General features: G+C 67.2%; 25 protein-coding genes. 8 read left to right on the top strand and 17 right to left on the bottom strand.

Features of this window, described 5'->3' with window-relative positions; translation table 11 throughout:
* Positions 1-5 precede the first annotated feature (5 nt).
* Genes ACYU8W_RS06230 through fabG form a run of 3 tightly spaced genes read right to left on the bottom strand, consistent with a single transcriptional unit; the run spans position 6 to position 3,761 of the window.
* On the bottom strand, positions 6-2,180 hold the full coding sequence (locus tag ACYU8W_RS06230) for a tetratricopeptide repeat protein (protein WP_499467551.1): 2,175 nt from the start codon (positions 2,178-2,180) through the stop codon (positions 6-8).
* A gap of 49 nt (positions 2,181-2,229) precedes the next feature.
* Entirely contained in the window at positions 2,230-2,991 is a 762-nt protein-coding gene (gene fabI / locus ACYU8W_RS06235; RefSeq protein WP_141928622.1) for an enoyl-ACP reductase FabI, read from the bottom strand.
* Positions 2,992-3,035: 44 nt separating this feature from the next.
* Entirely contained in the window at positions 3,036-3,761 is a 726-nt protein-coding gene (gene fabG / locus ACYU8W_RS06240) for a 3-oxoacyl-ACP reductase FabG (RefSeq protein WP_499467553.1), read from the bottom strand.
* Between the two features lie 113 nt (positions 3,762-3,874).
* On the opposite strand from fabG, the gene ACYU8W_RS06245 reads away from it, so the two are divergent.
* Entirely contained in the window at positions 3,875-4,183 is a 309-nt protein-coding gene (locus tag ACYU8W_RS06245) for a DUF3099 domain-containing protein (RefSeq protein ID WP_129625133.1), read from the top strand.
* The gene (locus tag ACYU8W_RS06250; RefSeq protein WP_141928625.1) at positions 4,180-4,383 is read left to right on the top strand and encodes a hypothetical protein; all 204 of its coding nucleotides are present in this window, start codon (positions 4,180-4,182) and stop codon (positions 4,381-4,383) included. The genes ACYU8W_RS06245 and ACYU8W_RS06250 overlap by 4 nt, the downstream gene beginning before the upstream one ends.
* Before the next feature lie 13 nt (positions 4,384-4,396).
* Here the strand turns inward: ACYU8W_RS06250 and moaA are convergent, their stop codons facing one another.
* Positions 4,397-5,389 carry a GTP 3',8-cyclase MoaA gene (gene moaA, locus ACYU8W_RS06255; protein WP_499467556.1) on the bottom strand — a complete coding sequence of 331 codons (993 nt, stop codon included), beginning with the start codon at positions 5,387-5,389 and terminating at the stop codon, positions 4,397-4,399.
* A gap of 119 nt (positions 5,390-5,508) precedes the next feature.
* Here moaA and ACYU8W_RS06260 point away from each other — a divergent pair, with 119 nt between their 5' ends.
* Positions 5,509-6,306, top strand: a complete 798-nt coding sequence (locus tag ACYU8W_RS06260; protein ID WP_499467558.1) for an SURF1 family cytochrome oxidase biogenesis protein — start codon at positions 5,509-5,511, stop codon at positions 6,304-6,306.
* Positions 6,307-6,335: 29 nt separating this feature from the next.
* Here ACYU8W_RS06260 and ACYU8W_RS06265 read toward each other — a convergent pair whose 3' ends face one another.
* Together ACYU8W_RS06265 and abc-f are read right to left on the bottom strand one after the other, a co-directional pair.
* Positions 6,336-8,189: an ABC transporter ATP-binding protein gene (locus ACYU8W_RS06265; RefSeq protein ID WP_499467811.1), complete on the bottom strand. Its 1,854-nt coding sequence runs from the start codon at positions 8,187-8,189 to the stop codon at positions 6,336-6,338.
* 82 nt (positions 8,190-8,271) lie between these two features.
* The gene (gene abc-f / locus ACYU8W_RS06270; protein ID WP_141928628.1) at positions 8,272-9,870 is read right to left on the bottom strand and encodes a ribosomal protection-like ABC-F family protein; all 1,599 of its coding nucleotides are present in this window, start codon (positions 9,868-9,870) and stop codon (positions 8,272-8,274) included.
* A gap of 155 nt (positions 9,871-10,025) precedes the next feature.
* Between abc-f and ypfJ the strand changes: the two genes are divergently transcribed.
* Positions 10,026-10,955 carry a KPN_02809 family neutral zinc metallopeptidase gene (ypfJ, locus tag ACYU8W_RS06275; RefSeq protein WP_499467560.1) on the top strand — a complete coding sequence of 310 codons (930 nt, stop codon included), beginning with the start codon at positions 10,026-10,028 and terminating at the stop codon, positions 10,953-10,955.
* A gap of 142 nt (positions 10,956-11,097) precedes the next feature.
* Here the strand turns inward: ypfJ and ACYU8W_RS06280 are convergent, their stop codons facing one another.
* From ACYU8W_RS06280 to ACYU8W_RS06330, 11 genes are all read right to left on the bottom strand, one after another.
* Complete coding sequence (locus ACYU8W_RS06280) at positions 11,098-12,003, bottom strand: intradiol ring-cleavage dioxygenase (RefSeq protein ID WP_499467562.1); 906 nt, start codon at positions 12,001-12,003, stop codon at positions 11,098-11,100.
* Positions 12,004-12,209: 206 nt separating this feature from the next.
* Positions 12,210-12,995: a YidC/Oxa1 family membrane protein insertase gene (locus ACYU8W_RS06285; RefSeq protein WP_499467564.1), complete on the bottom strand. Its 786-nt coding sequence runs from the start codon at positions 12,993-12,995 to the stop codon at positions 12,210-12,212.
* 62 nt (positions 12,996-13,057) lie between these two features.
* Complete coding sequence (locus tag ACYU8W_RS06290; RefSeq protein WP_499467565.1) at positions 13,058-13,351, bottom strand: hypothetical protein; 294 nt, start codon at positions 13,349-13,351, stop codon at positions 13,058-13,060.
* A gap of 10 nt (positions 13,352-13,361) precedes the next feature.
* The gene (locus ACYU8W_RS06295; protein WP_129625126.1) at positions 13,362-13,688 is read right to left on the bottom strand and encodes a metal-sulfur cluster assembly factor; all 327 of its coding nucleotides are present in this window, start codon (positions 13,686-13,688) and stop codon (positions 13,362-13,364) included.
* Positions 13,685-14,170, bottom strand: coding sequence for a Fe-S cluster assembly sulfur transfer protein SufU (sufU, locus tag ACYU8W_RS06300; protein WP_499467567.1), 486 nt, complete (start codon positions 14,168-14,170; stop codon positions 13,685-13,687). The genes ACYU8W_RS06295 and sufU overlap by 4 nt, the downstream gene beginning before the upstream one ends.
* The gene (locus ACYU8W_RS06305) at positions 14,170-15,480 is read right to left on the bottom strand and encodes an aminotransferase class V-fold PLP-dependent enzyme (protein ID WP_499467569.1); all 1,311 of its coding nucleotides are present in this window, start codon (positions 15,478-15,480) and stop codon (positions 14,170-14,172) included. Before ACYU8W_RS06305 ends, sufU begins: the two co-directional genes overlap by 1 nt.
* Before the next feature lie 5 nt (positions 15,481-15,485).
* Positions 15,486-16,244: a Fe-S cluster assembly ATPase SufC gene (sufC, locus tag ACYU8W_RS06310; RefSeq protein ID WP_239701814.1), complete on the bottom strand. Its 759-nt coding sequence runs from the start codon at positions 16,242-16,244 to the stop codon at positions 15,486-15,488.
* A gap of 37 nt (positions 16,245-16,281) precedes the next feature.
* Entirely contained in the window at positions 16,282-16,599 is a 318-nt protein-coding gene (locus ACYU8W_RS06315) for a non-heme iron oxygenase ferredoxin subunit (RefSeq protein ID WP_141928637.1), read from the bottom strand.
* Positions 16,596-17,780 (bottom strand): Fe-S cluster assembly protein SufD, encoded by a 1,185-nt coding sequence (gene sufD / locus ACYU8W_RS06320; protein WP_499467572.1) that lies wholly within the window; start codon positions 17,778-17,780, stop codon positions 16,596-16,598. Before sufD ends, ACYU8W_RS06315 begins: the two co-directional genes overlap by 4 nt.
* A gap of 48 nt (positions 17,781-17,828) precedes the next feature.
* Positions 17,829-19,247, bottom strand: a complete 1,419-nt coding sequence (gene sufB / locus ACYU8W_RS06325; protein WP_239701811.1) for a Fe-S cluster assembly protein SufB — start codon at positions 19,245-19,247, stop codon at positions 17,829-17,831.
* A complete protein-coding gene (locus ACYU8W_RS06330) occupies positions 19,244-19,969 on the bottom strand; it encodes a helix-turn-helix transcriptional regulator (RefSeq protein WP_499467574.1) in 726 nt (241 codons plus the stop codon). The genes sufB and ACYU8W_RS06330 overlap by 4 nt, the downstream gene beginning before the upstream one ends.
* A 258-nt stretch (positions 19,970-20,227) precedes the next feature.
* On the opposite strand from ACYU8W_RS06330, the gene ACYU8W_RS06335 reads away from it, so the two are divergent.
* From ACYU8W_RS06335 to ACYU8W_RS06350, 4 genes are all read left to right on the top strand, one after another.
* On the top strand, positions 20,228-20,947 hold the full coding sequence (locus ACYU8W_RS06335; protein ID WP_499467576.1) for an ABC transporter ATP-binding protein: 720 nt from the start codon (positions 20,228-20,230) through the stop codon (positions 20,945-20,947).
* On the top strand, positions 20,944-21,687 hold the full coding sequence (locus ACYU8W_RS06340; protein WP_499467578.1) for an ABC transporter permease: 744 nt from the start codon (positions 20,944-20,946) through the stop codon (positions 21,685-21,687). The genes ACYU8W_RS06335 and ACYU8W_RS06340 overlap by 4 nt, the downstream gene beginning before the upstream one ends.
* Before the next feature lie 30 nt (positions 21,688-21,717).
* Positions 21,718-22,692, top strand: a complete 975-nt coding sequence (locus ACYU8W_RS06345; protein WP_499467580.1) for a COX15/CtaA family protein — start codon at positions 21,718-21,720, stop codon at positions 22,690-22,692.
* Between the two features lie 416 nt (positions 22,693-23,108).
* Positions 23,109-23,777: a hypothetical protein gene (locus ACYU8W_RS06350; protein WP_499467582.1), complete on the top strand. Its 669-nt coding sequence runs from the start codon at positions 23,109-23,111 to the stop codon at positions 23,775-23,777.
* The last annotated feature ends 4 nt before the right edge of the window (positions 23,778-23,781 follow it).

The following is a 23,781-nucleotide window of genomic DNA, read 5'->3' on the forward strand; positions in this document are numbered from 1 at the left end:
GGGGGTCAGGAGATGTCGCCGGTGAAGCGGGTCAGCGAACGCCGGTAGCGGTCCACGTCCACGTCGGTGGAGTGCTGCAGCAGCATCAGCAGCACATCGTGCAGTGCTGCCGCGTCCAGACCGCGGTCGTGCATGGTCATCGCACGGAACGCGGCGATCGCCTCGTTGTCCGGCCATGCCGCGGCGAGCTCGTCGAGGATCTCCTGGGACTCCTCCAGCCTGCGCAGGTGACGCAGCGTGGACGCCTTCTGGATCAGTGCCCGCCGGCGGAAGGGCTCGCGAAGGCCCGCGTCCAGGGCGCGGTCGTAGGCCTCGAGCGCGGGCTCCTCCTCGCCGGCGCTGTCGAACGTGCCGGCGTACTCGTAAAGCACCCGCGCGTCGCCCGGGTAGTCGTCCCGCAGCCGGGTGCCGACGACTATCCGCTCCTGCGGGTCCTCGATCTCCCACAGCGCAGTGATGCGCGCCTCCGCCTCGTGCTCACCGCGCGCCCGAATCACCTTGTGTCGCACCGCTTCTGGCGCGTCTTCGGTGGCCCCCTGCTGCAGCAGCCAGTCATGCAACTCGGACCGGTCGGCGTGCGTCATCAGCGCCAACACATCACCGCCGTGCGCGTCGTCCAACAGCGCCTGCAGGCCGTCCATCTCGGTCGGTGAGCTCGAGATCGGCGTGACCCCGACGCGGTTGAGTCCTTCGATGAGCTTCGCCTCGAGGTCGTCCATCGAACGCTCGCGCAGGTACTTCTCCTTGTGCGCGATGTGGACGCGGTCTGCTTCCAGGCCCGCCATCTCGCCCAGGTTGCGCAGGATCTCGTCGGTGCGGTCGCCGCCCGTGCCGAGGCCCAGCAGCAACGACGAACCCGACTCGCACAGACCGCGGCCGACGCGCAGCAGCGCCTCGAGGCCGCCTTCGTTGTGCGCCATGTCGAGGATGACCGTGACGTCGCCGTCGTCGGTCGGCAACGAGTAGATGTTCATCCGGCCGGCGTTGTGAGCGGCGTCCGGCACGAAGGTGCGCAGCCCCTCGACAACTGATTCCCTGGGGAGTCCCGCCGCCAGCCCCGCGGCTGCCCCGGCGAGAGCGTTCGCGAGGTTGTGCTCGGACAGCCCGCACAAGGTCATCGGCACGTCGAGCACATCGATCAAGGGCTCCGGGCCGCGCCCCGGTTCGAGGACGACGATGTGTCCGTCGTCGACGGTGATTCCTCGTCCGTCGCTGTCGCGCGACTCCCGCAGCGACGGCGATTCGGGGTCGAGGGAGAAGCACCACACCGGTGCGCTCGCCCGGTTGCGCATCGCCCACACGCGCGGATCGTCGCCATTGAGCACCACCCAACCGGACGGCTTGGTGACGCGGGTGATGATCGCCTTCACCTCGGCGAGCTGGTCGACGGTGTCGATACCGTTCTGCCCCAGGTGATCTGCGCTGACGTTCGTAACGACGCTGACGTCGTTGTATGCGGTGCCGAGGCCCTTCAACAGCATCCCGCCGCGCGCGGTCTCGAGGACTGCGAAGTCGACGTCGTCGCGCAGGGCAGCCCTGGCGCCGGCTGGCCCGGAGTAGTCGCCGTGTTCGATCTGCTCGCCCTGCACCAGGACCCCGTCGGTGGAACTCCATCCGGTCGTGCGGCCGGCGGTCATCGCCAGGTGCGCGATGAGACGGGTTGTCGTGGTCTTTCCGTTGGTGCCGGTGATCGCGACGATCGGCACTTTCGGACGCAGCGGCTTGAGCTGGGCGCCCTGGTCGCCACCCCGGACAAGTGCTGCCGCCTGCGACAGCGTCGTGGTGACGTCAGCGCCGTCGAGCAGATCGGGCAATGCCCCGCCGAGGGCGTCGGCCAACAGTTGAGCCCGTCCACGGTGGCGCAAGGCGAACGCGACGACCAGGCAGTCGTCCCCCGTCTGGCGCACTCTCAGACCGAGGCGTGCGATACCCGCTTCGCGGGCTATCGACCGGACGATGCGCTCCACAAGGGACGCGACGTACTGGCGTCGTTCGACACTGCCAGGTTCGCCCGCCGACCGGCGGCGGATCGACAGCGCAGCACCCAACTGCTGCAACGATTCCCGCTCGGCGAGGTGATAGCCGGGCAGTTCGATCGAGATCTTTCCTGCCGGGCGGGGGAAGTACAGATTCGGCCCTTCCAGGACCCGCACCTCGGTGATCTCGACCGGTGAATTCATGCCGACCAGCCTAGGGCTCCGACCGTCGATCGTTGTCGTCGCGGGGGGCTCACTGTCCCATCGCGTGCACGCCGCCGTCGACGTGGACGATCTCACCCGTGGTCGCTGGGAACCAGTCCGACATCAGCGCGACGCAGGCCTTCGCGGCCGGCTCGGGGTCGCGGACGTCCCAGCCGAGCGGTGCTCGCTCGTTCCAGGTGTTCTCGAAGGTCTCGAACCCCGGGATCGACTTGGCCGCGGTGGTGCGAATCGGACCCGCCGACACCAGGTTGCAGCGGATGTTCTTCGGGCCGAGGTCGCGAGCCAGGTACCGGTTGGTCGACTCGAACGCAGCCTTCGCCACGCCCATCCAGTCGTACACCGGCCAGGCGAACTTGGCGTCGAAGGTCAGTCCGACCACCGAGCCGCCGTCGGTCATCATCGGCGCGGTCGCAGCGGCCAGAGCCTTCAGCGAGTACGCCGACACGTGGACGGCTGTGGCGACGTCGTCCCATTCCCCCTCCATGAAGTTGAAGGCGCCGGGGGGTGCGAAGCCGATCGAGTGCAGGACCGCGTCCAGCCCGTCGAGGTGTTCGCCGAGACGCTCGGTGAGCGAGTCGAGATGCTCCTTGTCGGTCACGTCGAGTTCGATCACCTGGGGCGTGGTGGGCAGGCGCTTCGCGATCGTCTGAGTGATCTTCATCGTGCGCCCGAAGCTGGTGAGTACGACCGTCGCGCCTTCCTGCTGCGCCAGCTTGGCGACATGGAATGCGATCGAAGAGTCCATCAGGACACCGGTGATCAGCAGCTTCTTACCTTCGAGGATGCCCATTCTCGTTCTCTCTGTTGGTGATTCGTGTGTGGTGACGGCTAGGGTCAGTGACCCATGCCAAGGCCACCGTCGACCGGGATGACCGCACCGCTGATGTAACCGGCTTCGGGTGAAGCGATGAATCGCACGACCTCGGCGACCTCGTCCGGCTGGGCGAAGCGACCGGCGGGGATCGCGGCGAGGTACTGCTGCTGCTGCGCCTCGGGCAGGGACCGGGTCATGTCGGTGTCGATGAACCCAGGAGCGACGACATTGGCGGTGATGTTGCGCTTGCCGAGTTCGCGGGTGATCGATCGGGCCAGTCCGACGAGACCGGCCTTGCTGGACGCGTAGTTCGCCTGGCCCGGCGCTCCGTACAAGCCGACCACGCTGGAGATGAAGATCAACCGGCCGCGCTTGAGCTTGAGCATGCCCTTGCTCGCGCGCCGTGCGCATCGGAAGGCGCCGGCGAGATTCGTGTCGAGCACCTGGTCGAACTCCTCGTCGGTCATCCGCATCAGCAAGGTGTCCTTGGTGATGCCGGCGTTGGCGACCACGATCTCGACCGGACCACCGAGCTTCTCCTCGGCCTCGCCGAACGCGGCGTCGACGCTTGCACTGTCGGTGACATCGGCCGCGATCGCAATCGCGCCCTCGGGTCCGGAACCGTCCCGCGAGGTGATCGCGACGTTGTCTCCGGCATCGAAGAAGGCCTGCGCGATGGCCGCGCCGATACCGCGGTTTCCGCCGGTCACCAGGACATTGCGCGGGCTGGTCGTGGGCTCAGTCATTGACTCTCCTTGAATAGGTGGGTCGACCGTATCCACTACTTTTCGGTAAGCCCGAAACGAACCGTCCACGGCGGCCGCGAGCACCGGGCCGGCACAGGCGTACGGTGGAGTTCATGGCTCGGCGCACGCTTCCCCACGACGAGGTCCCCTCGGCAACCAATCTGCCCAAGCCCGTCAAGGACGACCGCGATACCCGTATCCGCAATTACCTGATCTCGATGAGCCTGCGCACGGTCTGTTTCGTGCTCGCGGTCGTGCTGTGGGGCCCGTTGCGGTGGGCGTCCGTGATCTGCATGGTGGGCGCGGTGCTGCTCCCCTACTTTGCGGTCGTGCTGGCCAACGCGACGAACAAGCGACGCATCGACGTGCTGGGTTCGGTGCGTCCGTCCGACCCGATCTCGCACCTGGACAAACCCAAGTGAGCGGGCAGCCCCTGCGCTGCAGCGCGAAGGGCTGTCCGGCGGACGCGGTGTGGGGCATCCGGTGGCGCAACCCGAAGATCCACGACGCAACCCGTCGCAAGGTCTGGCTTGCCTGTGGCGAGCATCGGGTGACGCTGACCGAGTTCCTCGCCCTACGTACGTTCCCGATGGACGTCGTCCCGGTGGCCGACCTCGACTGAGCAGCAGCCGTTCTCAGCCGCCGATGGCGGACATCGGGCGATCCGGCTGCTGGAAGTTCGGCGTGCCGATGCCGTGGCCGGGGGCCTTGCCCCACATGTTCAATCGGATCAGCTCGGTCAGCTCCTGGTCCGAGGCGCCCGCGCGCATGGGGCCGCGCAGGTCGTTCTCGTCGCGGGCGAACAGACAGTTGCGCACCTGCCCATCGGCGGTGAGCCGGACGCGGTCACATGCGCCGCAGAACGGTGCGGTCACACTGGCGATGACGCCGACGGTGGCGGGTCCGCCGTTGACGTAGAAGCGTTCGGCGGGAGCAGATCCGCGCTGATCCACCGGGCTCAGCCGGAATTGCGCGCCGAGGGCGTTCAGCAGGTCGTGGCGGCTCATCATCGTGGAGCGATCCCAGGAGTGCTGTGCATCCAGCGGCATCTGCTCGATGAACCGCAACTCATACCCGCGGTCGAGGCACCAGGCGAGCAGATCGGCCGGGTCCTCGCCCGGCATCGCGACGGCGTTCACCTTGACCGGTGTCAGTCCGGCATCGGCGGCAGCCTTCAGACCCCGCTCGACGTCGGCGAAGCGGTCACGCCGGGTGAGCTCGATGAACCGCTGCGAGGAGACGGTGTCCAGCGACACGTTGATCCGGTCCAGGCCGGCGTCGGCCAGCGGTTGCGCCAAGCGATCGAGACCGATCCCGTTGGTGGTCAATGCCATTCGCGGACGGTTGGGCAATTCGCCCACTCGTCGGACGACATCGATCAGCGAGCGACGCAGCAGCGGTTCGCCACCGGTGAACCGCACCTGGTCGATGCCGAGGGCCACGAACAGTCGGATCAACCGGACCATCTCGTCGTCGTCCAGCATCTCCGGTTTCGCCATCCACGGCAGTCCCTCGGCCGGCATGCAATAGGTGCATCGAAGATTGCACCGATCGGTCACCGAGACCCGCAGATCCGAAGCGACACGACCGAACGTGTCGACGAGCGGGCCGGCGGTAGGAACAGACATGCTGTCCATGCTAAGCCGCCGAGCGGGATGCGTCATGGGACGTTCGTCCCGTAGAAGGTCGCCCCGCCTGAACCACGGGCGAGAATCAGCGCCGGGCAGGGGACGAGTACGGTGACGGGGTGCTTCGCCAGTTGATGACCCGCCGCTGGCTGGGTTGGTTGGCCGCGGCACTCGTTGTCGCCCTGGCTTGCACTCTGCTCGGGCGCTGGCAGTTCGGCCGGTACGAGGATCGGATCGCCACCGAGCGACACCTCGAGGCCAACTACAACGGCGAACCGGTCGACATCCGGCAGGCCCACCCCGATCCTGCGGTCGCCCCGACGGCCGATCAGCAATGGCGTCAGGTGCGGATTGCCGGTGACTACCTCGACCCGGATCGCGTGCTGGTGCGCAACCGTCCGCTGAACAAGAACTACGGGTTCGAGGTACTGGTGCCGTTCCGCACGACGCGCGGTGAGGTCGTCTTCGTCGACCGCGGCTGGATCCCGAACGGCCGCACGGCCGCCGGTCCGGACTCCGTTCCGGCGACGCCGACGGGGCGGGTCGAGGTGATCGGGTGGTTGCGAGCCGGCGAGCCGAATCTCGAGCGTGCCGGCGTTCAGGGTCAGGCCGCGTCCATCAACATCGCGCAGTTGCGTCAGTTGACCGGTCAGGCCGGCGCCGCCGACGGCTACGTCCTGATGCGCTCCGAATCCGGACCCGGTGTCACCCAAGCGCGCCCGCAAGCGCTGCCGAAGCCCGATCCGGGCGGCTCGGCGTGGATCAATTTCTCCTACGCCTTCCAGTGGTGGCTGGCGGCCGCCGGTGTCATCGCCTTCGTTCTGCTGCGCGCCCGCCGGGAGCATCTCGACGCAACCGGACGGGCTAAACCTCCGAAACCGACCAAGCAGCGGATCTGGGACGAGGAAGACGACTGATCCACCAACCTGCAGTCGGCGGTCTGCGCTCAGGCCTGATCGACCCGTGCGGTGTCATCGGCGAACTGCGTGCGATACAGGTCGGCGTACAGGCCACCGGCGGCGAGCAGTTCCTGGTGCTTGCCGCGCTGCACGACTCGACCGCCTTCGATCACCAGGATCTGGTCGGCATTGCGCACCGTCGACAGGCGGTGGGCGATGACGACCGCGGTGCGTCCGGAGAGGGCGTTGTCGAGGGCTCGCTGCACGAGCACCTCGCTCTCGCTGTCGAGGTGCGCGGTCGCCTCGTCCAGGATCACGACGGACGGCGCCTTGAGCAGCAGCCGGGCGATCGCCAGGCGTTGCTTCTCCCCACCTGACAACCGGTGGCCGCGGTCACCGACCACCGTCTCCAGACCGTGCGGCAACCGCTCGATCAGCCCCCACACGTTCGCGGCGCGCAGGGCGTCCTGGAGTTGTGCGTCGGTCGCGTCGGGCTTGGCGTACAGCAGGTTGCCGCGGATCGAGTCGTGGAACATGTGCGCTTCCTGGGTGACCACTCCTACGCGGTCGCGCAGCGACTCGAAGCTGACATCGCGCAGGTCCTCGCCGCCGACGCGGACCGTGCCGCTGGTCGGGTCGTACAGGCGAGCGACCATGCCGGTGATCGTCGTCTTGCCGGCGCCGGAAGGACCGACGAGCGCGACGACTTCTCCGGCCTTGGCGTACAGCGAAATGTCCTGCAGCACAGCCGAACCGCCGCCCTTGTCGGCACTTTGCATCTCCAGCGACTCCAGCGACACCTTGTCGGACGTCGGGTAGGCGAAGGTCACGTCCTGCAGTTCGACGTCGAGCGCGCCGGACGGCAGTTCTCGGGGGTTCTCGGCTTCTTCGACCAGGGGCTTCAGGTCGAGGATCTCGAAGACCCGCTCGAAGGAGACCAGCGCCGTCATCACGTCGACGCGGACGTTCGACAATGCGGTGAGCGGTGTATACAGGCGTCCGAGCAGCGCGGCCAGAGCGAGCAAGGTGCCGATCGTGAGGGCACCCTCGACGGCCATGACACCACCGATGCCGTAAACCATCGCGGTGGCCAACGACGCCAGCAAGGTGAGGCCGATGAGCAGGATGGCGCGCTGGACGGCGATGCTCACGCCGATGTCGCGCACCTTCGCCGCGCGTTCGGCGTACTCCTCGATCTCCGTGGCCGGGCGGCCGAACAGCTTGACCAGCAATGCGCCGGCGACGTTGAAGCGCTCGGTCATCCGAGCACCGAGATCGGCGTTCTCGACCATCTGCGAGCGGGTGAGTCCCGCCAACCGGCGACCCATGATGCGGGTCGGGATGAGGAAGAAGGGCACGAGCACAAGGGCACCGAGCGTGAGCTGCCAGGACAGCAGCGCCATCGCGATGATGATGACGACGAGACTGACGGCGTTCGAGACCACATTCGACATCACGGACGTGAACGCCTGCTGGGCGCCGATGACGTCGGAGTTCAGTCGGGTGACCAGCGCACCGGTCTGGGCGCGGGTGAAGAACGCGATCGGCTGACGCAGCACATGCCCGAACACCTCACGGCGCAGGTCGTAGATCAGTCCCTCACCGAGCCCGGCCGACAACCAGCGTTGGACGATCCCGAGCGCGGCGTCCAGGACCGCCACCACGGCGGCCGCGACCGCCAGCCAGACGATCAGCTCCTTGTCCTGCGGCACCACGCCCTTGTCGATGATCTCCTTGAGGATCAACGGCGTTGCGATCACCAGCAAGGCGTCGAGCACCACAAGGACGAGGAACACCGCGATCCGTCGCTTGTACGGAGTCGCGTACGACAGCACCCGCTTCGTGGTGCCCTTCTTGAGCTTGTTGCCCTTCACCGACGAGTCCTTCGTCAGCGACTGCATGACCTGCCAGTTTCCGGTCACCGGGATCCTCTCTCGATCGCCACTTGCGCCAACCCGATCGGTCGGCGTTCTATGCCCGGGGTCAGGCGAGAGTGACCAGGTCGAGGTAGTCCGGACCCCAGTGGTCCTCCACCCCGTCCGGCAACAGCAGGACCCGCTCGGGTTGCAGCGCGTCCACGGCTCCCTCGTCGTGCGTCACCAGGACGACGGCGCCCTCGTAGCCGTTCAGCGCACCGAGGATCTCCGCTCGGGATGCCGGATCGAGGTTGTTGGTCGGTTCGTCGAGCAGCAGCACGTTCGCCGCAGAGACGACCAGCATCGCCAGCGACAGACGCGTCTTCTCCCCGCCGGACAGCACTCCGGCCGGTTTGTCGACGTCGTCGCCGCTGAACAGGAACGAACCCAACACCTTGCGCACCTCGGTCTCGCCGAGGTCCGGCGCTGCCGACTTCATGTTGGCCAGCACACTGCGCTCGACGTCGAGGTTCTCGTGCTCCTGCGCGTAGTAACCGAGCTTGAGTCCGTGGCCCGGCTGCACCTCACCGGTGTCGGGCGTGTCCACACCAGCCAGCAGACGCAGCAAGGTCGTCTTGCCGGCACCGTTCAGACCGAGGACAACGACCTTGCTCCCCCGGTCGATCGCCAGGTCGACATCGGTGAAGATCTCCAGGGATCCGTACGACCTCGACAGTCCTTCGGCCCGCAGCGGCGTCCTGCCACAGGCGGCCGGGGTCGGGAAGCGCAGCTTGGCGACCTTGTCGTGCTGACGCTCGCCCTCGACACTGGCCAACAGCCGTTCGGCGCGTCGTGCCATGTTCTGCGCAGCGGTCGCCTTCGTGGCCTTTGCGCGCATCTTGTCCGCCTGGGTCAGCAACGCAGCCGCCTTCTTCTGCGCGTTCTGCAGCTCGCGCTTGCGGCGCTTCTCGTCGGTCTCGCGCTGCTGCAGATAGGGCTTCCAGCCGACGTTGTAGATGTCGAGCTCGGCCCGGTTGGCGTCCAGATGGAAGACGCGGGTGACGACGGTGTCGAGCATCTCCACGTCGTGGCTGATGATGATCAGACCGCCCCGGTAGGCCTTCAGGTAATCGCGCAGCCAGATGATCGAGTCGGCGTCCAAGTGGTTGGTCGGCTCGTCGAGCAGCAGGGTCTGCGCACCGCTGAACAGGATGCGGGAGAGTTCCACGCGGCGACGCTGACCTCCCGAGAGCGTCTTCAACGGCTGGCCCAGTACCCGCTCCGGCAGGCTGAGGCTGGAGGCGATGGACGCCGCTTCGGACTCGGCGGCGTACCCGCCCTGCGCGGTGAACTCGGCGTCCAACCGGGAGTAACGACGCATCGCCTTCTCGCGCAACTCCTCGTCCTCGTCCGCCATACCTGCCTCGGCCTTGCGCAGGTCGCGGATGATCGAATCGAGTCCACGCGCCGAAAGGATGCGGTCCCGGGCCAGGATCTCCAGGTCGCCGGTGCGCGGGTCCTGCGGCAGGTAGCCCACCTCGCCGGAACTCGTGACCGTGCCGGCGGCCGGAATGCCTTGTCCGGCAAGGACTTTGGTGAGCGTCGTCTTGCCGGCACCGTTGCGTCCGACCAGGCCCACCCGGTCTCCGGGAGCGACGCGGAAGGTGGCGTTCTCCACCAAGAGTCGGGAGCCGGCGCGCAGCTCGATGCCTTGAGCGGTGATCATCTTCAGAAGTCCTTCGGACAGATCGCGGGTGCACTGCGGATCGACCGCGGCAACTGGGTGGCGCGCATGCGACGAGTGGCGCGCGCGACTGGATAGTCTACGCAGGCAGTAGAGCGGCGACCTGACCAGGGCGCCGACGGACACGGAGGTCCCAAGTGACGTTCAACGACAATGCCCAGCTCGACACCTCACAGGTGGAGGGTGGCGGCGGTGGCGGCGGTATGGCGCCCGGTGGCATCGCCGTCGGCGGTGTCGGCGGTCTCATCCTGATGGTCATCATGGTCCTGCTGAACGGCCTCGGTGGAGGCGGCGGTGGAGGTGCCGGCGGCGGCGCCAACCCGTGGGACATGGGCACCCAGAATGTCGCCGGCAGCAACAGCTCGGTCGACCAGTCGATCTCCCAGTGCAAGACCGGCGCAGACGCCAACCGCGACGACACCTGCCGCGTGATCGGCACGGTCAACAGTGCCCAGGACTTCTGGACCAACTACCTGCCCCAGTACGGCAAGCAGTACGAGCCCGCGAAGACCGTCCTGTACAGCGGCTCCACCCAGACCGCGTGCGGTACCGGTAGCTCGGCGATGGGCCCGTTCTACTGCCCGCTGGACCAGAAGGTCTACATCGACGTCTCCTTCTTCCAGGAGCTGTCGAGCAAGTACGGCGCCGACGGCGGCAACCTCGCGCAGATGTACGTCGTCGCGCACGAGTACGGCCACCACGTGCAGAACCTGCTCGGCATCCTCGGCCGCTCGCAGCAGGACCCGAAGGGTCCGAACTCCGCCGCGGTTCGCACCGAACTGCAGGCCGACTGCTACGGCGGGCTCTGGGTGCACCACGCGGCCAACACCAAGGACGCGAACGGCAACACGCTGCTGCAGAAGCCGACCGAGCAGGACATCAAGTCCGCGCTGTCAGCTGCCGCAGCTGTCGGTGACGACCGGATCCAGGAGAAGTCCCAGGGGCGTGTGACCCCGGAGAACTGGACCCACGGCTCCGCAGCCGCTCGCCAGAAGTGGTTCATGGTCGGGTACGAAAGCGGAGACATCCGCCAGTGCGACACTTTCGCGCCGGCCACTGTGGAGTAGTCCTAGCACCACCTAACAACGAGTGGGGTCCGACCGATCGGTCGGACCCCACTCGTTGTTGGGTGGAACCCCCGAAGCTACGGGTGGGTCCAGCCACCATCGCGTCCTCAGACCACCGAGGATCCGGCGTTGCAGACCTGGATCACCGACCCGTAGCGCCACCGGAAAGGGCGGTGCGCGTGTCGACCGGAACGGTCAGTGCGACCTGGTAGCCGACACTCGGACTGCCTGTGGTCGTGGCGATCTGTGACTTGCCGCCGTCGTCCCCGAACACGTTGTCGCTATCCAGGCTCAGCTGGGCCAGGTTGGTGACCGACCGTTCGTACCCCGAGGTGGCGTACACCGCATCGCAGACGTTCTTCGGCAACGCGACCTGGGAGGTGGCGATGACCTTCAACGAGTCGGTGATGGCGTCCTGGTCTGGGTACACCTCGAAGTGGATGTGCGGCCAGCGCCCCGAGTAGCAGGCGGGAAAGATCGAGGTGAAGGTGACCTTGCCGTCGGCGTCGGCGATCTGCACGCCGCGCAGGTAATTCTCGTTCTCGACCCCGGAGCTGTACATCGAGTAGTTGCCGTCTCGGTCGCAGTGCCATGCGTAGACGGCGGCGTTCTTGAACGCGGCGCCGGAGTCGGCCATGTCGAGCACAGTGAGCTCCAGAGTCATCGGCACGCCCTGCGCGGTGCCCCTGACCGAACCGATGCTGCTGCGGATGTCCCGGCGCACGACGCCGGACTCCTGCAGGATGTCCGGTCCGTTGGAGCCGTCACCGGGGTACGGCCCGGCGGTCTCGTCCGGGATCTCGGACAGACTCGCGGACGACGTGGCGGCGCTGCCCGAGGAGTCGGTTGCATTGCTCGTCGACGCACCGGTTGAGTCACCGCCCGAACCGCAGGCTGCCAGTACCGCAGTGCCCGCACCGAAGCCGAAAACCTTGAGCGCGCGAGGGCGGCTGAGCGTGGTCAGGTCGAACTGCAAGCCCTGATCCACGACCTCCTCGTCCTGCTTCGGCAGCACGCGGCCCTCGTAGGTGCGCAGTCGGTCGGTCATGGTCTTCTCCCTCGTTGACATGACCGTCAGTCGACACCTGCTTGCCGGCGTCGTCCTGTCGGGTCACTGTGCACTGTCTGTGAGCGCCGGTCGGTGACGTGCCGCTTATCACCGGGCCCGAGAGGTCTGCCGAAAGGGCACCGACGGGTCATCTTCGGACTGACCGGCTCGTGCTCCGTCCGGACCGGCTCCGGTCCACGAGTGCTTTACGCGTTGTCGGGAATCATCGGTGACGTCAGCGGCGCGTCCTGGCCGTACTTGCGCACCAGGACGGCCTGCTGGCCGAGCGTCCACAGGTTGGAGAACATCCAGTACAGGACCAGGCCCGCCGGAACGAAGAAGGCACCGAAGACCACGCCCACCAGGGACAACCAGGGCATCACCTTCAGCACGCCGGCCATCGGGTCACCTTCGGCCGGGGTGCTGAAGTTGAACCATCGTTGGGTGGCCCAGGTTGCCCCGCCGGCGACCAGCGCGATCAGCAGGATCACTACGAACTGAGTGCCGCTCACCGCGTTGAGCCGTGAGTCGAGACCGACGCCGAACAGCGATGCGGCCATCGCTGATCCGACCGCCTGGTTGCTCAAGGCGCCGACCCGCTTGCCGTCGGTCACCTTCATGATCAGGTGGTACAGGGAGAGGAAGACCGGCATCTGCAGCAGCACCGGCAGGCAGCCTGCGGCCGACATGCCGTGCTCGGCCTGGATGGCCTTGCGCTCCTGCATCATCGCCTTGATGCTCTCCTGGTCCCGCTTGCCGGCGTACTTCGCCTGCAACTCGCGCATGGCGGGTGCGGCCTTCGCCGCGGCCCGGGCGTGTTTGGCCCCGGAGATGGCAAGCGGGAGCAGGACCAGACGGACTGCACAGGTGAGCAGCGCGATCGCCACCACCCAGTCGGCAGCGCCGGATAGACCGATGGTGGTGGCCAACGCGTGGGCGCCGGCCAGGAGTGTGCCCAGCAGGGCGGTCAGGGGCGAGAAGAAGTCAGGCATGGCAAGGTGCTCCGTTTCCCCCACACGGGGATTCGTTCGGGTCGAGTCTGAGTTGTGCGGGCTCAGACCAGCCCGGGAGCGCGTGGCTGGATCGGGTGCCGCAGCACGATCTGTGCCACCGAGCATCGTGTCGGGGCGGTGAGCACGGATGCCGGAGCGTGCAGACCTGCGGTCGCGCGCGGACCGTACGAGCGTTGACCAGCAGCGACCGCGACGACGCCGACGAGCACCGCCAGCACCGCAGGCAGCACGCCACCGTCGGGTAGCCCGGCCAGACAGACCGCCGCGACAACGACAACGACAACGACCGGCCAGCCGACCACCCACAGGGTGCCAGCTCGCCGGTCGTCACTCATGCGGTCCAGGCTAGACGTTGAAACCGAGGGCGCGAAGCTGCTCGCGTCCGTCGTCGGTGATCTTGTCCGGACCCCACGGCGGCATCCAGACCCAGTTGATCCGGGCCGAGGAGACGAGCCCCTCGAGCGCCTGGTGGGTCTGATCCTCGATGACGTCGGTCAGCGGGCAGGCCGCCGAGGTCAAGGTCATGTCGATGACGGTGTTGTTGTCGCCGTCGACGGTGATGCCGTAGACAAGGCCGAGGTCGACGACATTGATGCCGAGCTCGGGGTCGACGACGTCGCGCATCGCCTCTTCCACGTCCGCCACGTTGGGCGGGGTCTGTACGTCGGTCATGAGTTGCCTCCCTGAGATCGGGCCTGCGAAGAAGTACTTGAGATGTCGGCGCCGGCTCGTGCCAGCGCGTCGGTGTAGGCGGTCCACCCCAGCAGCGCACACTTCACCCGGGCCGGGTATTTGGAGACACCGGCAAGGGCGACGCCGTCACCGATCATCTCCTCATCCCCCGGGTCCTGGCCACGGCTAGTGAGCATGGAACGCATCGCCTCGAAGGTTTCCAGGCTCTCGGTCACACTGTGGCCGATCACCTCCTCGGCCAGGATCGAGGTCGAGGCGACAGAGATCGAGCAACCGATCGAGTCGTAGGAAACATCGGCGACCTTGGCGTCCGAACCCTCACCCTCGAGGTGAACTCGAAGGGTGACCTCGTCGCCGCACGAGGTATTGACGTGGTGTGTCTCGGCGTCGAACGGCTCGCGCAGGCCCGCGTGCTGCGGGCGCTTGGAGTGGTCGAGGATCAACTGCTGGTACAGGTCCATCAGGAGGCCTCCGCCTTCGCATCGGGCGCCTGTGCGATCTCGGCGTCGAGACCGAACACTGCCGGCACGCGATCGAGAGCGTTCAGGAACGCGTCAACCTCGTCCAGCGTGTTGTACACCCCGAAGCTGACCCGCGTCGAGGCCGGCACCTTGAACGCCCGGTGCAACGGCCACGCGCAGTGGTGACCGGTACGGACGGCGACCCCGGAGTCGTCCAGGATCTGGCCGACGTCGTGCGGGTGCACGCCGTCGACGACGAACGCGACCGCGCCGGCTCGCGAGGCGGCGTCGAGCGGACCCAGCACCCGGACCCACGGACGCTTCGCCAGACCGTCGAGCGTCGCCTGGACGAGTTCACGGTCGTGGGCGGCGGCGACGTCCATGCCGATGTCGCACAGGTAGTCGCAGGCGACGCCGAGACCGACGGCCTGAGCGGCCATCGGGACACCGGCCTCGAACCGCTGCGGGGGGCCCGCGTAGGTCGAGTGGTCCATGTAGACGGTCTCGATCATCGAGCCACCGGTGATGAACGGCGGCATGGCTTCGAGCAGTTCTGCCCGTCCCCATAACACACCGATGCCCATCGGGCCGAGCATCTTGTGGCCGCTGAACGCCAGGAAGTCGACACCGAGAGCGGTCACGTTGACCGGGATGTGCGGCACCGACTGGCACGCGTCCAGCACGACCAGGGCACCGACGGCGTGTGCCCGGTCGGCGATCTCGCGCACCGGATTGATCGTGCCCAGCACGTTGGACACGTGCGTGAAGGCGACGACCTTGGTGCGTTCGGTGAGCAACTCGTCCAGGTTCGACAGGTCGAGAAGGCCGTCCGGCGTCATCCCGATCCAGCGCAGGGTCGCGCCGGTACGACGGCACAGCTCCTGCCAGGGGACAAGGTTGGCGTGATGCTCCATCTCGGTGACGAGCACCTCGTCACCCGGACCGATCTCGAAGCGTTCGCTGCCCTCGATCCGCGGATGCGGCGAGGTGGCGAACGCGTTGGTCACCAGGTTGATCGACTCGGTCGCGTTCTTGGTGAACACGATCTCGTCGACCGAACTACCGATGAACGCGGCGATCTTGGCCCGCGCCTGCTCGTAGGCGTCCGTGGCCTCTTCGGCCAGCTGATGTGCACCGCGGTGGACGGCGGAGTTCTGCTGCTCGTAGTAGCTGCGCTCCGCGTCCAGCACGGTGAGCGGCTTCTGCGACGTCGCACCGGAGTCGAGGTAGACCAGTGGCTGGTCACCTCGCACGGTACGGCGCAGCAGCGGGAAGTCCTCCCGCAGCCGCTGCACGTCGAAAGAAGTCATCCGGCTCAGGCCTTGGCGGTCAGGTAACGGTCGTAGCCCTCGGCTTCGAGGCGCTCGGCCAGCTCCGGGCCACCCTCCTCGGCGACCTTGCCGTCGACGAAGACGTGCACGAAGTCGGGCTTGATGTAGTTGAGGATGCGCGTGTAGTGGGTGATCAGCAGCACGCCCACCTCCGAGGTTTCCTTGGCGCGGTTGACGCCCTCGGAGACGATGCGCAGCGCGTCGACGTCGAGGCCGGAGTCGGTCTCGTCGAGCACGGCGATCTTCGGCTGCAGCAGCTCCATCTGCAGGATCTCGTGACGCTTCTTCTCACCACCGGAGAAGCCCTCGTTGACGTTGCGCTCGGCGAACGCGGGGTCCATGCGCAGGTTCTCCATGGCGCCCTTGACGTCCTTGACCCAGGTGCGCAGCTTCGGCGCCTCGCCGTCGATGGCGGTCTTGGCGGTACGCAGGAAGTTCGAGACGGTCACGCCCGGAACCTCGACCGGGTACTGCATCGCCAGGAAGATGCCGGCGCGAGCGCGCTCGTCGACCTCCATGTCGAGGACGTTCTCGCCGTCCAGCAGCACCTCACCGGAGGTGATCGTGTACTTCGGGTGCCCGGCGATCGAGTACGCCAGGGTCGACTTGCCGGAGCCGTTCGGGCCCATGATCGCGTGGGTCTCACCCGACTTGATGGTCAGGTTCACGCCCTTGAGGATCTCCTTCTCGCCGTGCTCGGTGTCGACCGAGACGTGCAGATCCTTGATCTCGAGAGTCGTCATATCAGTGTTCTCTTTCCTTGAAGCAGGTTCGAAAAGTTCAGTTGTTCAGGGCGACGTTGACGTCGGAGCCGTCGATCTTCACGAAGTGGACGACGACCGGGACAGTGGCCGGCAGGCCTGTCGGCGCCCCGGTGTTGAGGTCGAAACGGGAGCCGTGCAGCCAGCACTCGATGGTGCAGCCCTCGACCTCACCCTCGGCCAACGAGACGTTCGCGTGGGTGCAGGTGTCGTCGATCGCGTGCACCTCGCCGAGGCTGTCGCGCACGATGGCGACCCGGCGACCGTCGAAATCGGCGACCACTGCGCCGACCTCGGGCAGGTCGTCCAGGGTGCAGACCTTGACATACTCGCTCACTGCTGGGTCGCCGCCAGTTCGTCCTCGATGGCTTCCATCAGGCCGTCGACGACCTCGGGAACACCGATCTTGGCGATGATGTCGGCGAAGAAGCCGCGCACGACCAGGCGACGGGCCTCGGCCTCGGGAATGCCGCGAGCCTGCAGGTAGAACAACTGCTCGTCGTCGAAGCGGCCGGTCGAGGACGCGTGCCCCGCCCCCTCGATGTCGCCGGTCTCGATCTCAAGGTTTGGCACCGAGTCGGCGCGCGCCCCGTCGGTGAGCACCAGGTTGCGGTTGAGCTCGTAGGTCTCGATCCCCTCGGCCTCGGCGCGGATCAACACGTCGCCCACCCAGACGGTGCGGGCGGTGTCGCCCTGCAGCGCACCCTTGTAGGTGACCAGCGACCGGCAGCGCGGCGCGTTGTGGTCGACGAAGGAGCGATGCTCCAGGTGCTGACCGGCGTCGGCGAAGTAGACACCGAGCAGCGTCGCGTCGCCGCCGGGGCCGGCGTACTTCACGTTGCTGTTCAACCGCACGACGTTGCCTCCCAGCGTCACGACGATGTGACGGTAGGTGGCGTCGCGTCCGACCATCGCGTCGTGCTGACCGAGGTGATTGGCGTCGTCGTCCCACTGCTGCAGCGAGACGACCGTGAGGTTGGCACCGTCACCGACGACGACCTCGAGGTTGCCGGTGTGGTCGGCCGACCCGGTGTGCTCCAGAATCACCAGGGCCTTCGAGTGCCGTCCGGCCTCGATGACGTAGTGCGCGTTGGAACGACGTCCGGCACCCTCACCGTGCACGCGGACGCGCAGCGGCTCCGCGTACTCGGTGTCGTTGTCCAGCTTCAGGTGCAGCGCCTGCTCGGTGTTGGCCGAGGCAACCACCGCCGCCCGATCGGCCGGCGTGAGCACGGTTCCGCGCGGGGCCTCACCGATGTCCAGCGTGTCGGCCACGACCGCCTGCGCACCGCTGACGTCGACGGTGACCGCACCGTCGTCGCCCGCGGCGTCGCTGAACAGGTTGGTCAGCGTGTCGATCGGGGTGAAGCGCCACTCCTCCTCGCGGCCGTGCGGCACGGGGAAGTCGGCCGGCTCGAACGAGGTCTTGCGCTCGGCGCGCGACTGGTCGGGCACGAAGGCCGCAGACGAGTCGGTGTGCCCCTGGGCCTGGTTGCGCTCTGGCGTGATGAGCGTCATGAAAGTTGAATCTCCTTGTCGTTGATGGATTTGCGGGTGCGTCGGGGGTTATCCGACGGCACCTTCCATCTGCAGCTCGATCAGGCGGTTGAGTTCGAGCGCGTACTCCATCGGCAGCTCACGGGCGATCGGCTCGACGAAGCCGCGCACGATCATCGCCATGGCCTCCTCCTCCGACAGACCGCGCGAGCGCAGGTAGAACAGCTGGTCCTCGCTGACCTTGGACACCGTGGCCTCGTGGCCCATCTGCACGTCGTCCTCGCGGACGTCGACGTACGGGTAGGTGTCGCTGCGGCTGATCTGGTCGACCAGCAGCGCGTCGCAGACCACGCTCGACTTGGAACCGCTGGCGCCCTCGAGGATCTGCACGAGACCGCGGTAGGAGGTGCGGCCACCGCCACGGGCCACCGACTTCGACACGATCGTCGAGGAGGTGTTCGGCGCGGCGTGCACCATCTTCGAGCCGGCGTCCTGATGCTGGCCCTCGCCGGCGAACGCGATCGACAGGGTCTCGCCCTTGGCGTGCTCGCCGAGCAGGAAGACCGCCGGGTACTTCATGGTGACCTTGGAGCCGATGTTGCCGTCGATCCACTCCATCGTCGCGCCCTCGTCGCAGGTGGCGCGCTTGGTGACCAGGTTGTACACGTTGTTCGACCAGTTCTGGATGGTCGTGTACCGGACGCGGGCGTTCTTCTTCACGATGATCTCGACGACGGCGGAGTGCAGGGAGTCGGACTTGTAGATCGGCGCGGTGCAGCCCTCGACGTAGTGGACGTAGGAGTCCTCGTCGGCGATGATCAGCGTCCGCTCGAACTGGCCCATGTTCTCGGTGTTGATGCGGAAGTAGGCCTGCAGCGGGATGTCGACGTGGACGCCCTTGGGCACGTAGATGAACGAGCCACCCGACCACACGGCCGTGTTCAGCGCCGCGAACTTGTTGTCGCCGCTGGGGATGACCGAACCGAAGTACTCCTTGAAGAGTTCCTCGTGCTCGCGCAGACCGGTGTCGGTGTCGACGAAGATGACACCCTTCTCCTCCAGGTCTTCGCGGATCTGGTGGTAGACGACCTCGGACTCGTACTGGGCGGCGACGCCGGCGACCAGGCGCTGCTTCTCCGCCTCGGGGATGCCGAGTCGGTCGTAGGTGTTCTTGATGTCCTCGGGCAGGTCCTCCCAGCTGGTGGCCTGCTTCTCGGTGGACTTCACGAAGTACTTGATGTTCTGGAAGTCGATGCCGGTGAGATCGGAGCCCCACTGCGGCATGGGCTTCTTGTAGAACAGGTTGAGCGCCTTGAGACGGCGCTCCTTCATCCAGGCCGGCTCGCTCTTGCGGTCGGAGATGTCGTGGACGACCTCGTCGTTCAGGCCGCGGCGAGCGCTGGCGCCCGCGGTGTCACTGTCGGCCCAGCCGTATTCGTAACGGCCGATGTCCTTCAGTCCCGGGTTGAGCTCTTCGATGGTGCTCATCGCGGATCCCTTCTCTTCTGTGGCGAATTGGCAAGTTGGTTGGCGGGGATGAACGTCGTGCAGACGTGGTCGCCGTATGCGAGCGACGCAAGTCTTTGGACGTGCGCTCCGAGCAGGTCGGAGAAGATTTCGGTCTCGGCTTCGCAGAACTGCGGGAACTCGGCGGCCACATGTTGCACCGGGCAGTGCCCTTGACACAGTTGAACGCCTGCGAGTGGCGTTCCCTTCCCGACCGGCCGGGACGATGCGGCGTAGCCCTCGATACGCAACGCTTCGGCGAGCGCCGCGGTGCGCGCCTCGGGGTCGTCGCCCGCCGCCTCGACGGCGGGGCGGACCTGCTCGGCGAGCTTCAGGGCTCGCGCCCGCGCGAAGGCACCCACGGCCTCCTCGCCCTGGTTGTCACGCAGGAAGCGCAGCACCGAGGTGGCGAGTTCGTCGTAGTCGCCGCGCAGGCTCTGGTGGCCCCGCTCGGTCAGCACATACGCCCGGGCCGGACGTCCCCGCTTACGGGCGCCGGCCAGCGCGTGATCGGATTCCTCGACCGCGCCTTCCTCGGCCAGCACGTCGAGGTGACGTCGGACGCCGGCAGTGGTCAGACCGAGAATCTCGGCGACTTGCGCAGCGGTGATCGGACCCCGCTCGCTGACCAGCGTGAGCACGCGACGACGCGTGCCGGACTCGGCACGGTCGGCTGCGGGCGCAGCACGGTCAGCAATAAACACAACACCAGTATGTCCTTATTCGAAAAGCCGTGGAAACTCAGGATGACCTAACCCGCTCACGTGCCTCCGGCGAGGCCTCGGCGATCAGGCGGACATGCCGTGGATCCCGTCCAACAACCACGTCCGCAGCCGCCGGCTCGCGCGTTCCCCGTCCGGCGTCCCCGGCGATCGAGCGGCGCGTGCACGGACTCCCAGGCGTCGGCCTGAGCTGATGACGGCTGTCATCGCCGTCCGAAAAGCAACCTAGACTGGGTGACCGTGAAGTCTCCGGCGGTCGCGTTCGATCAGGTGACGCACCGATACGGCACCAACACCGCTCTCGATGCGCTCGCCTTCACAGCCGACGCCGGACGAGTGACCTGCGTCCTCGGGCCGAACGGAGCCGGTAAGACCACCGCGATGGAACTCGCCGAGGGCCTCAAGCAGCCGCAGACCGGCTCGGTCCGCGTGCTCGGCCGCTCCCCCTGGCGCGCCGACGATCGGCACCGCAGCCGGGTCGGTGTCATGCTGCAGGATGGCGGGCTTCCGGGTGCAGTCGGCGCACGACGCTTCCTGCAGCACGTGGCGACTCTCGTCGACGGACGTGTTCGCCTCGATGAACTCGCGAATCGGCTTGATCTGCAAGCTTTCTGGGACACCTCGATGCGCAGGCTGTCCGGCGGCCAACGGCAGCGCGTCGCCCTGACCGCCGCGCTGCTCGGCACTCCCGAGGTGGCTTTCCTCGACGAACCGACGGCCGGCCTCGACCCGCATGCACGGCTGGACGTGTGGGACCTCATCCGTGACGAACGCGACCGGGGCTGCGCGGTCGTGGTGACCACGCACTCGTTCGAGGAGGCCGAACGACTGGCGGACGACATCGTCGTGATCGCTCACGGGCAGGTCCGCGCAGCGGGCACGCTCGCGGAGGTGGCCGGCACCACCGGCCTGGAGGCGCGCTACTTCGAACTGACCCGCCGTACCGAGGCGACCCGATGAGTTCCACAACCGCTGCCCGCGTCCGGGCTCAGGCGGGGTACGAGACCCGCACCCTGCTCTCCAACGGCGAGCAGCTGCTCGTCTCCCTGGTGCTCCCCGCGCTGGCACTGCTTGCGCTGGTCCTCACCGACGTCCCCGACCTCGGAGCCGGACGGCGGATCGACCTGATCGTCCCGGGCGTACTGGCCCTCGCCGTCGTGTCGACCGGGTTCACCGGGCAGGCCATCGCCACTGGTTTCGACCGCCGCTACGGGGTGCTGCGCTTCCTCGGCACCACCCCCCTGGGTCGCTCAGGACTGTTGTGGGGCAAAGCAATCGGAGTCCTCGCGGTCGTCGGCATTCAAACCGTCGTGCTCGGTGGACTCGGCCTCGCACTCGGCTGGCGTCCCTCGGTCGGGGGCCTGCCGGTGGCGCTGCTCTTCCTCGTGATCAGCACCTGGACCTGGGTCGCCCTCGCTCTCCTGCTCGCCGGGTCGCTGCGCGCCGAAGCAGTCCTCGCGGTCGCCAACCTGATCTGGGTACTGGTCGCAGGACTCGGGGGCCTGCTGCTCCCGTCCGACCGGCTGCCCGGAGTGCTCGGCTCCGTCGTCGCGTGGTTGCCGTCGGGCGCTCTCGGCGACGGTCTGCGTCATGCGCTGACCGGTCACGTCGGCGACGCACTCCTGCCTCTCCTCGTCCTGGCCGCATGGGGAGCCCTGGCTTCCGTGCTCGCCCTGGGCACCTTCGACTGGAGCGACTGAAGCAACGAATGACGACGAATGGCACCTGACATGACGAGCACCCGGACCGACCACGACCTGCGCACCTGCGAGGCGGCGGGTTCAGCCGGACGCGGGTTCCTCCTGCCCACACTCTCCTCGCGTCCCCTTCCCCGCTGGCTGACGACGCTGTTCTGGTTGAACCTCGCCTGCCAGATCGGCATCGTGGTGACGGGTGGACTGGTCCGCCTCACCGGCAGCGGTCTCGGATGTCCCGAATGGCCGCAGTGCGTGGAGGGGTCGATCACGCCCACGCGCTACCAGGAACAGTCGTGGCACAAGTACGTCGAGTTCGGCAACCGCACACTGACCGGCCTGCTGAGCATCGTGGCTCTCGCCCTGCTGATCGGGATCATCAAGGGCGCACCGCAGCGCAAGGGGCTGCGACTGCCGACCGCGATGGTGCTGATCGGTATCGCGCTGCAGGCGATCGTCGGCGGCATCACGGTGTTGACCGGCCTCAACCCGGCGATCGTCGCCGCGCACTTCATGATCTCGATGCTGCTGGTCGCAGCCTCCGCCTGGCTGGTGTGGCGCGGCCGGGAAGGTGACGCGCCCGCGCGACTCATCGTCCGGCCGGGCATCTGGCGCCTTGCTCAGGGCGTCGCCGCGTTCACCGCGGTCGTGCTCCTTCTCGGCACCCTGGTCACCGGCTCGGGTCCGCACTCCGGGGACGCCGACGAACCCGTCCGTCTCGGACTCGACCCGCGCACGATCTCCTGGTTGCACGCCGATGCCGTCATGCTCTTCGTCGGACTCGTGATCGGCGTGCTGGTCGCCGTCCGCCTCACTGCACCCGGCACCAACGCCCCGCGCGCCTGGACCGCACTGCTGATCGTGACCCTGCTGCAGGGACTGATCGGATACGTGCAGTACTTCACCGACCTGCCCTGGGTGCTCGTGCTGCTGCACATGCTCGGTGCGTCGCTGCTCGTGGCGAGCGTGACCTGGGCGCTGCTGTCGCTTCGGGTCCGCGAGGACGTGTAGCCGCTCGCCGGACGCATCGTCACGATTCGGCGTACGCAGCAGACAGAGCGCCGCTGGCGGGCCATGCTGTGATTCATCACACACCAGGGGGAATCATGAGCGCTCGTCTCGTCCGGACAGCGGTTCTCGCCACCGGACTTCTCGTCATCACCGGTTGCGGAAGCGAGAAGGTCGCTGGTTCGTCGCCGCCCGGGTCCACTGCTGCGCCATCGTCGACATCGTCCACCGGTTCGACGAGCAGCCCGACGACACCACCCGTGAAAACCGCCACGTGCCCGGCACGGGCGCGGCAGTCACCGACGTGGGTACCGCAGGCGGCGACACTGGCAGGGACGTCCGATTCCCTTGTGCCACCGGGTGTTCCGACAAGTGCCGTCATCTGCAGCTACCCGGCCGGCACCAACATGGACCAGCAGGTGGCAGGGAAGACCTTCCCCCTCGCCACATCGACGACCCTCGCCGCCGGGCTCGACCGGATCCCGAACGATCTCGGGTACCAGATGAGAGCCCGTTCGTCCGGTCGGGCATGCACCGCCGCGGGTGGCCCCGTCACCAACCAGCTGCTCGGACTCACCTACCGGACCGGGAGGGTGTGGGTGGCAGCTCAGGACGACCCGAACAACTGCTCCACCACGTCGAACGGCACGTTCACGGCGGACCCCGCATTCGGCCGCGTGCTGGCTGATTCGGCGAAGCAGGCGAGGTGGGTGGCTCCGCCGCGGGACGGGGGGTGTTCGCGTGGGACGGGACGAGTCGGAAGCGACCGTGACCTCATCCCGGGTGACCCGATCGGATTCACCGTCTGCGACGAGAGCAAGGCCATGCGCCCACCCTCTGCAGCGCTGCGCACCGAGGTCATTCGTGTCCTTGGGGCCCTACCGACGACCACAGCACAAGGTTGGAGTTCATGCGGCCAGGCGCCGAAACCCCAGCAGAACCGATCGTTGGTCTTCGACTATGCCTCCGGTCCGGCTGTGTCGATCGACGTCTTCGTCGGATGTACGCCGGAGTTGATGGGTGCAGGTCGGCAGGCGAAGAGCGCTGCGCCGATCGTCGCGCTGCTGCGGGAGAACGGCTACCTGTGAGGCG

The organism is Yimella radicis (genome assembly GCF_054778255.1).

What these genes read in the sequence shown, in the direction of transcription:
- ACYU8W_RS06230 (WP_499467551.1), bottom strand. Translation starts at nt 2,180, where the DNA reads ATGAATTCACCGGTCGAGATCACCGAGGTGCGGGTCCTGGAAGGGCCG.
- fabI (WP_141928622.1), bottom strand. Translation starts at nt 2,991, where the DNA reads ATGGGCATCCTCGAAGGTAAGAAGCTGCTGATCACCGGTGTCCTGATG.
- fabG (WP_499467553.1), bottom strand. Translation starts at nt 3,761, where the DNA reads ATGACTGAGCCCACGACCAGCCCGCGCAATGTCCTGGTGACCGGCGGA.
- ACYU8W_RS06245 (WP_129625133.1), top strand. Translation starts at nt 3,875, where the DNA reads ATGGCTCGGCGCACGCTTCCCCACGACGAGGTCCCCTCGGCAACCAAT.
- moaA (WP_499467556.1), bottom strand. Translation starts at nt 5,389, where the DNA reads ATGTCTGTTCCTACCGCCGGCCCGCTCGTCGACACGTTCGGTCGTGTC.
- ACYU8W_RS06265 (WP_499467811.1), bottom strand. Translation starts at nt 8,189, where the DNA reads ATGCAGTCGCTGACGAAGGACTCGTCGGTGAAGGGCAACAAGCTCAAG.
- abc-f (WP_141928628.1), bottom strand. Translation starts at nt 9,870, where the DNA reads ATGATCACCGCTCAAGGCATCGAGCTGCGCGCCGGCTCCCGACTCTTG.
- ACYU8W_RS06280 (WP_499467562.1), bottom strand. Translation starts at nt 12,003, where the DNA reads ATGACCGACCGACTGCGCACCTACGAGGGCCGCGTGCTGCCGAAGCAG.
- ACYU8W_RS06285 (WP_499467564.1), bottom strand. Translation starts at nt 12,995, where the DNA reads ATGCCTGACTTCTTCTCGCCCCTGACCGCCCTGCTGGGCACACTCCTG.
- ACYU8W_RS06290 (WP_499467565.1), bottom strand. Translation starts at nt 13,351, where the DNA reads ATGAGTGACGACCGGCGAGCTGGCACCCTGTGGGTGGTCGGCTGGCCG.
- ACYU8W_RS06295 (WP_129625126.1), bottom strand. Translation starts at nt 13,688, where the DNA reads ATGACCGACGTACAGACCCCGCCCAACGTGGCGGACGTGGAAGAGGCG.
- sufU (WP_499467567.1), bottom strand. Translation starts at nt 14,170, where the DNA reads ATGGACCTGTACCAGCAGTTGATCCTCGACCACTCCAAGCGCCCGCAG.
- ACYU8W_RS06305 (WP_499467569.1), bottom strand. Translation starts at nt 15,480, where the DNA reads ATGACTTCTTTCGACGTGCAGCGGCTGCGGGAGGACTTCCCGCTGCTG.
- sufC (WP_239701814.1), bottom strand. Translation starts at nt 16,244, where the DNA reads ATGACGACTCTCGAGATCAAGGATCTGCACGTCTCGGTCGACACCGAG.
- sufD (WP_499467572.1), bottom strand. Translation starts at nt 17,780, where the DNA reads ATGACGCTCATCACGCCAGAGCGCAACCAGGCCCAGGGGCACACCGAC.
- sufB (WP_239701811.1), bottom strand. Translation starts at nt 19,247, where the DNA reads ATGAGCACCATCGAAGAGCTCAACCCGGGACTGAAGGACATCGGCCGT.
- ACYU8W_RS06340 (WP_499467578.1), top strand. Translation starts at nt 20,944, where the DNA reads ATGAGTTCCACAACCGCTGCCCGCGTCCGGGCTCAGGCGGGGTACGAG.
- ACYU8W_RS06345 (WP_499467580.1), top strand. Translation starts at nt 21,718, where the DNA reads ATGACGAGCACCCGGACCGACCACGACCTGCGCACCTGCGAGGCGGCG.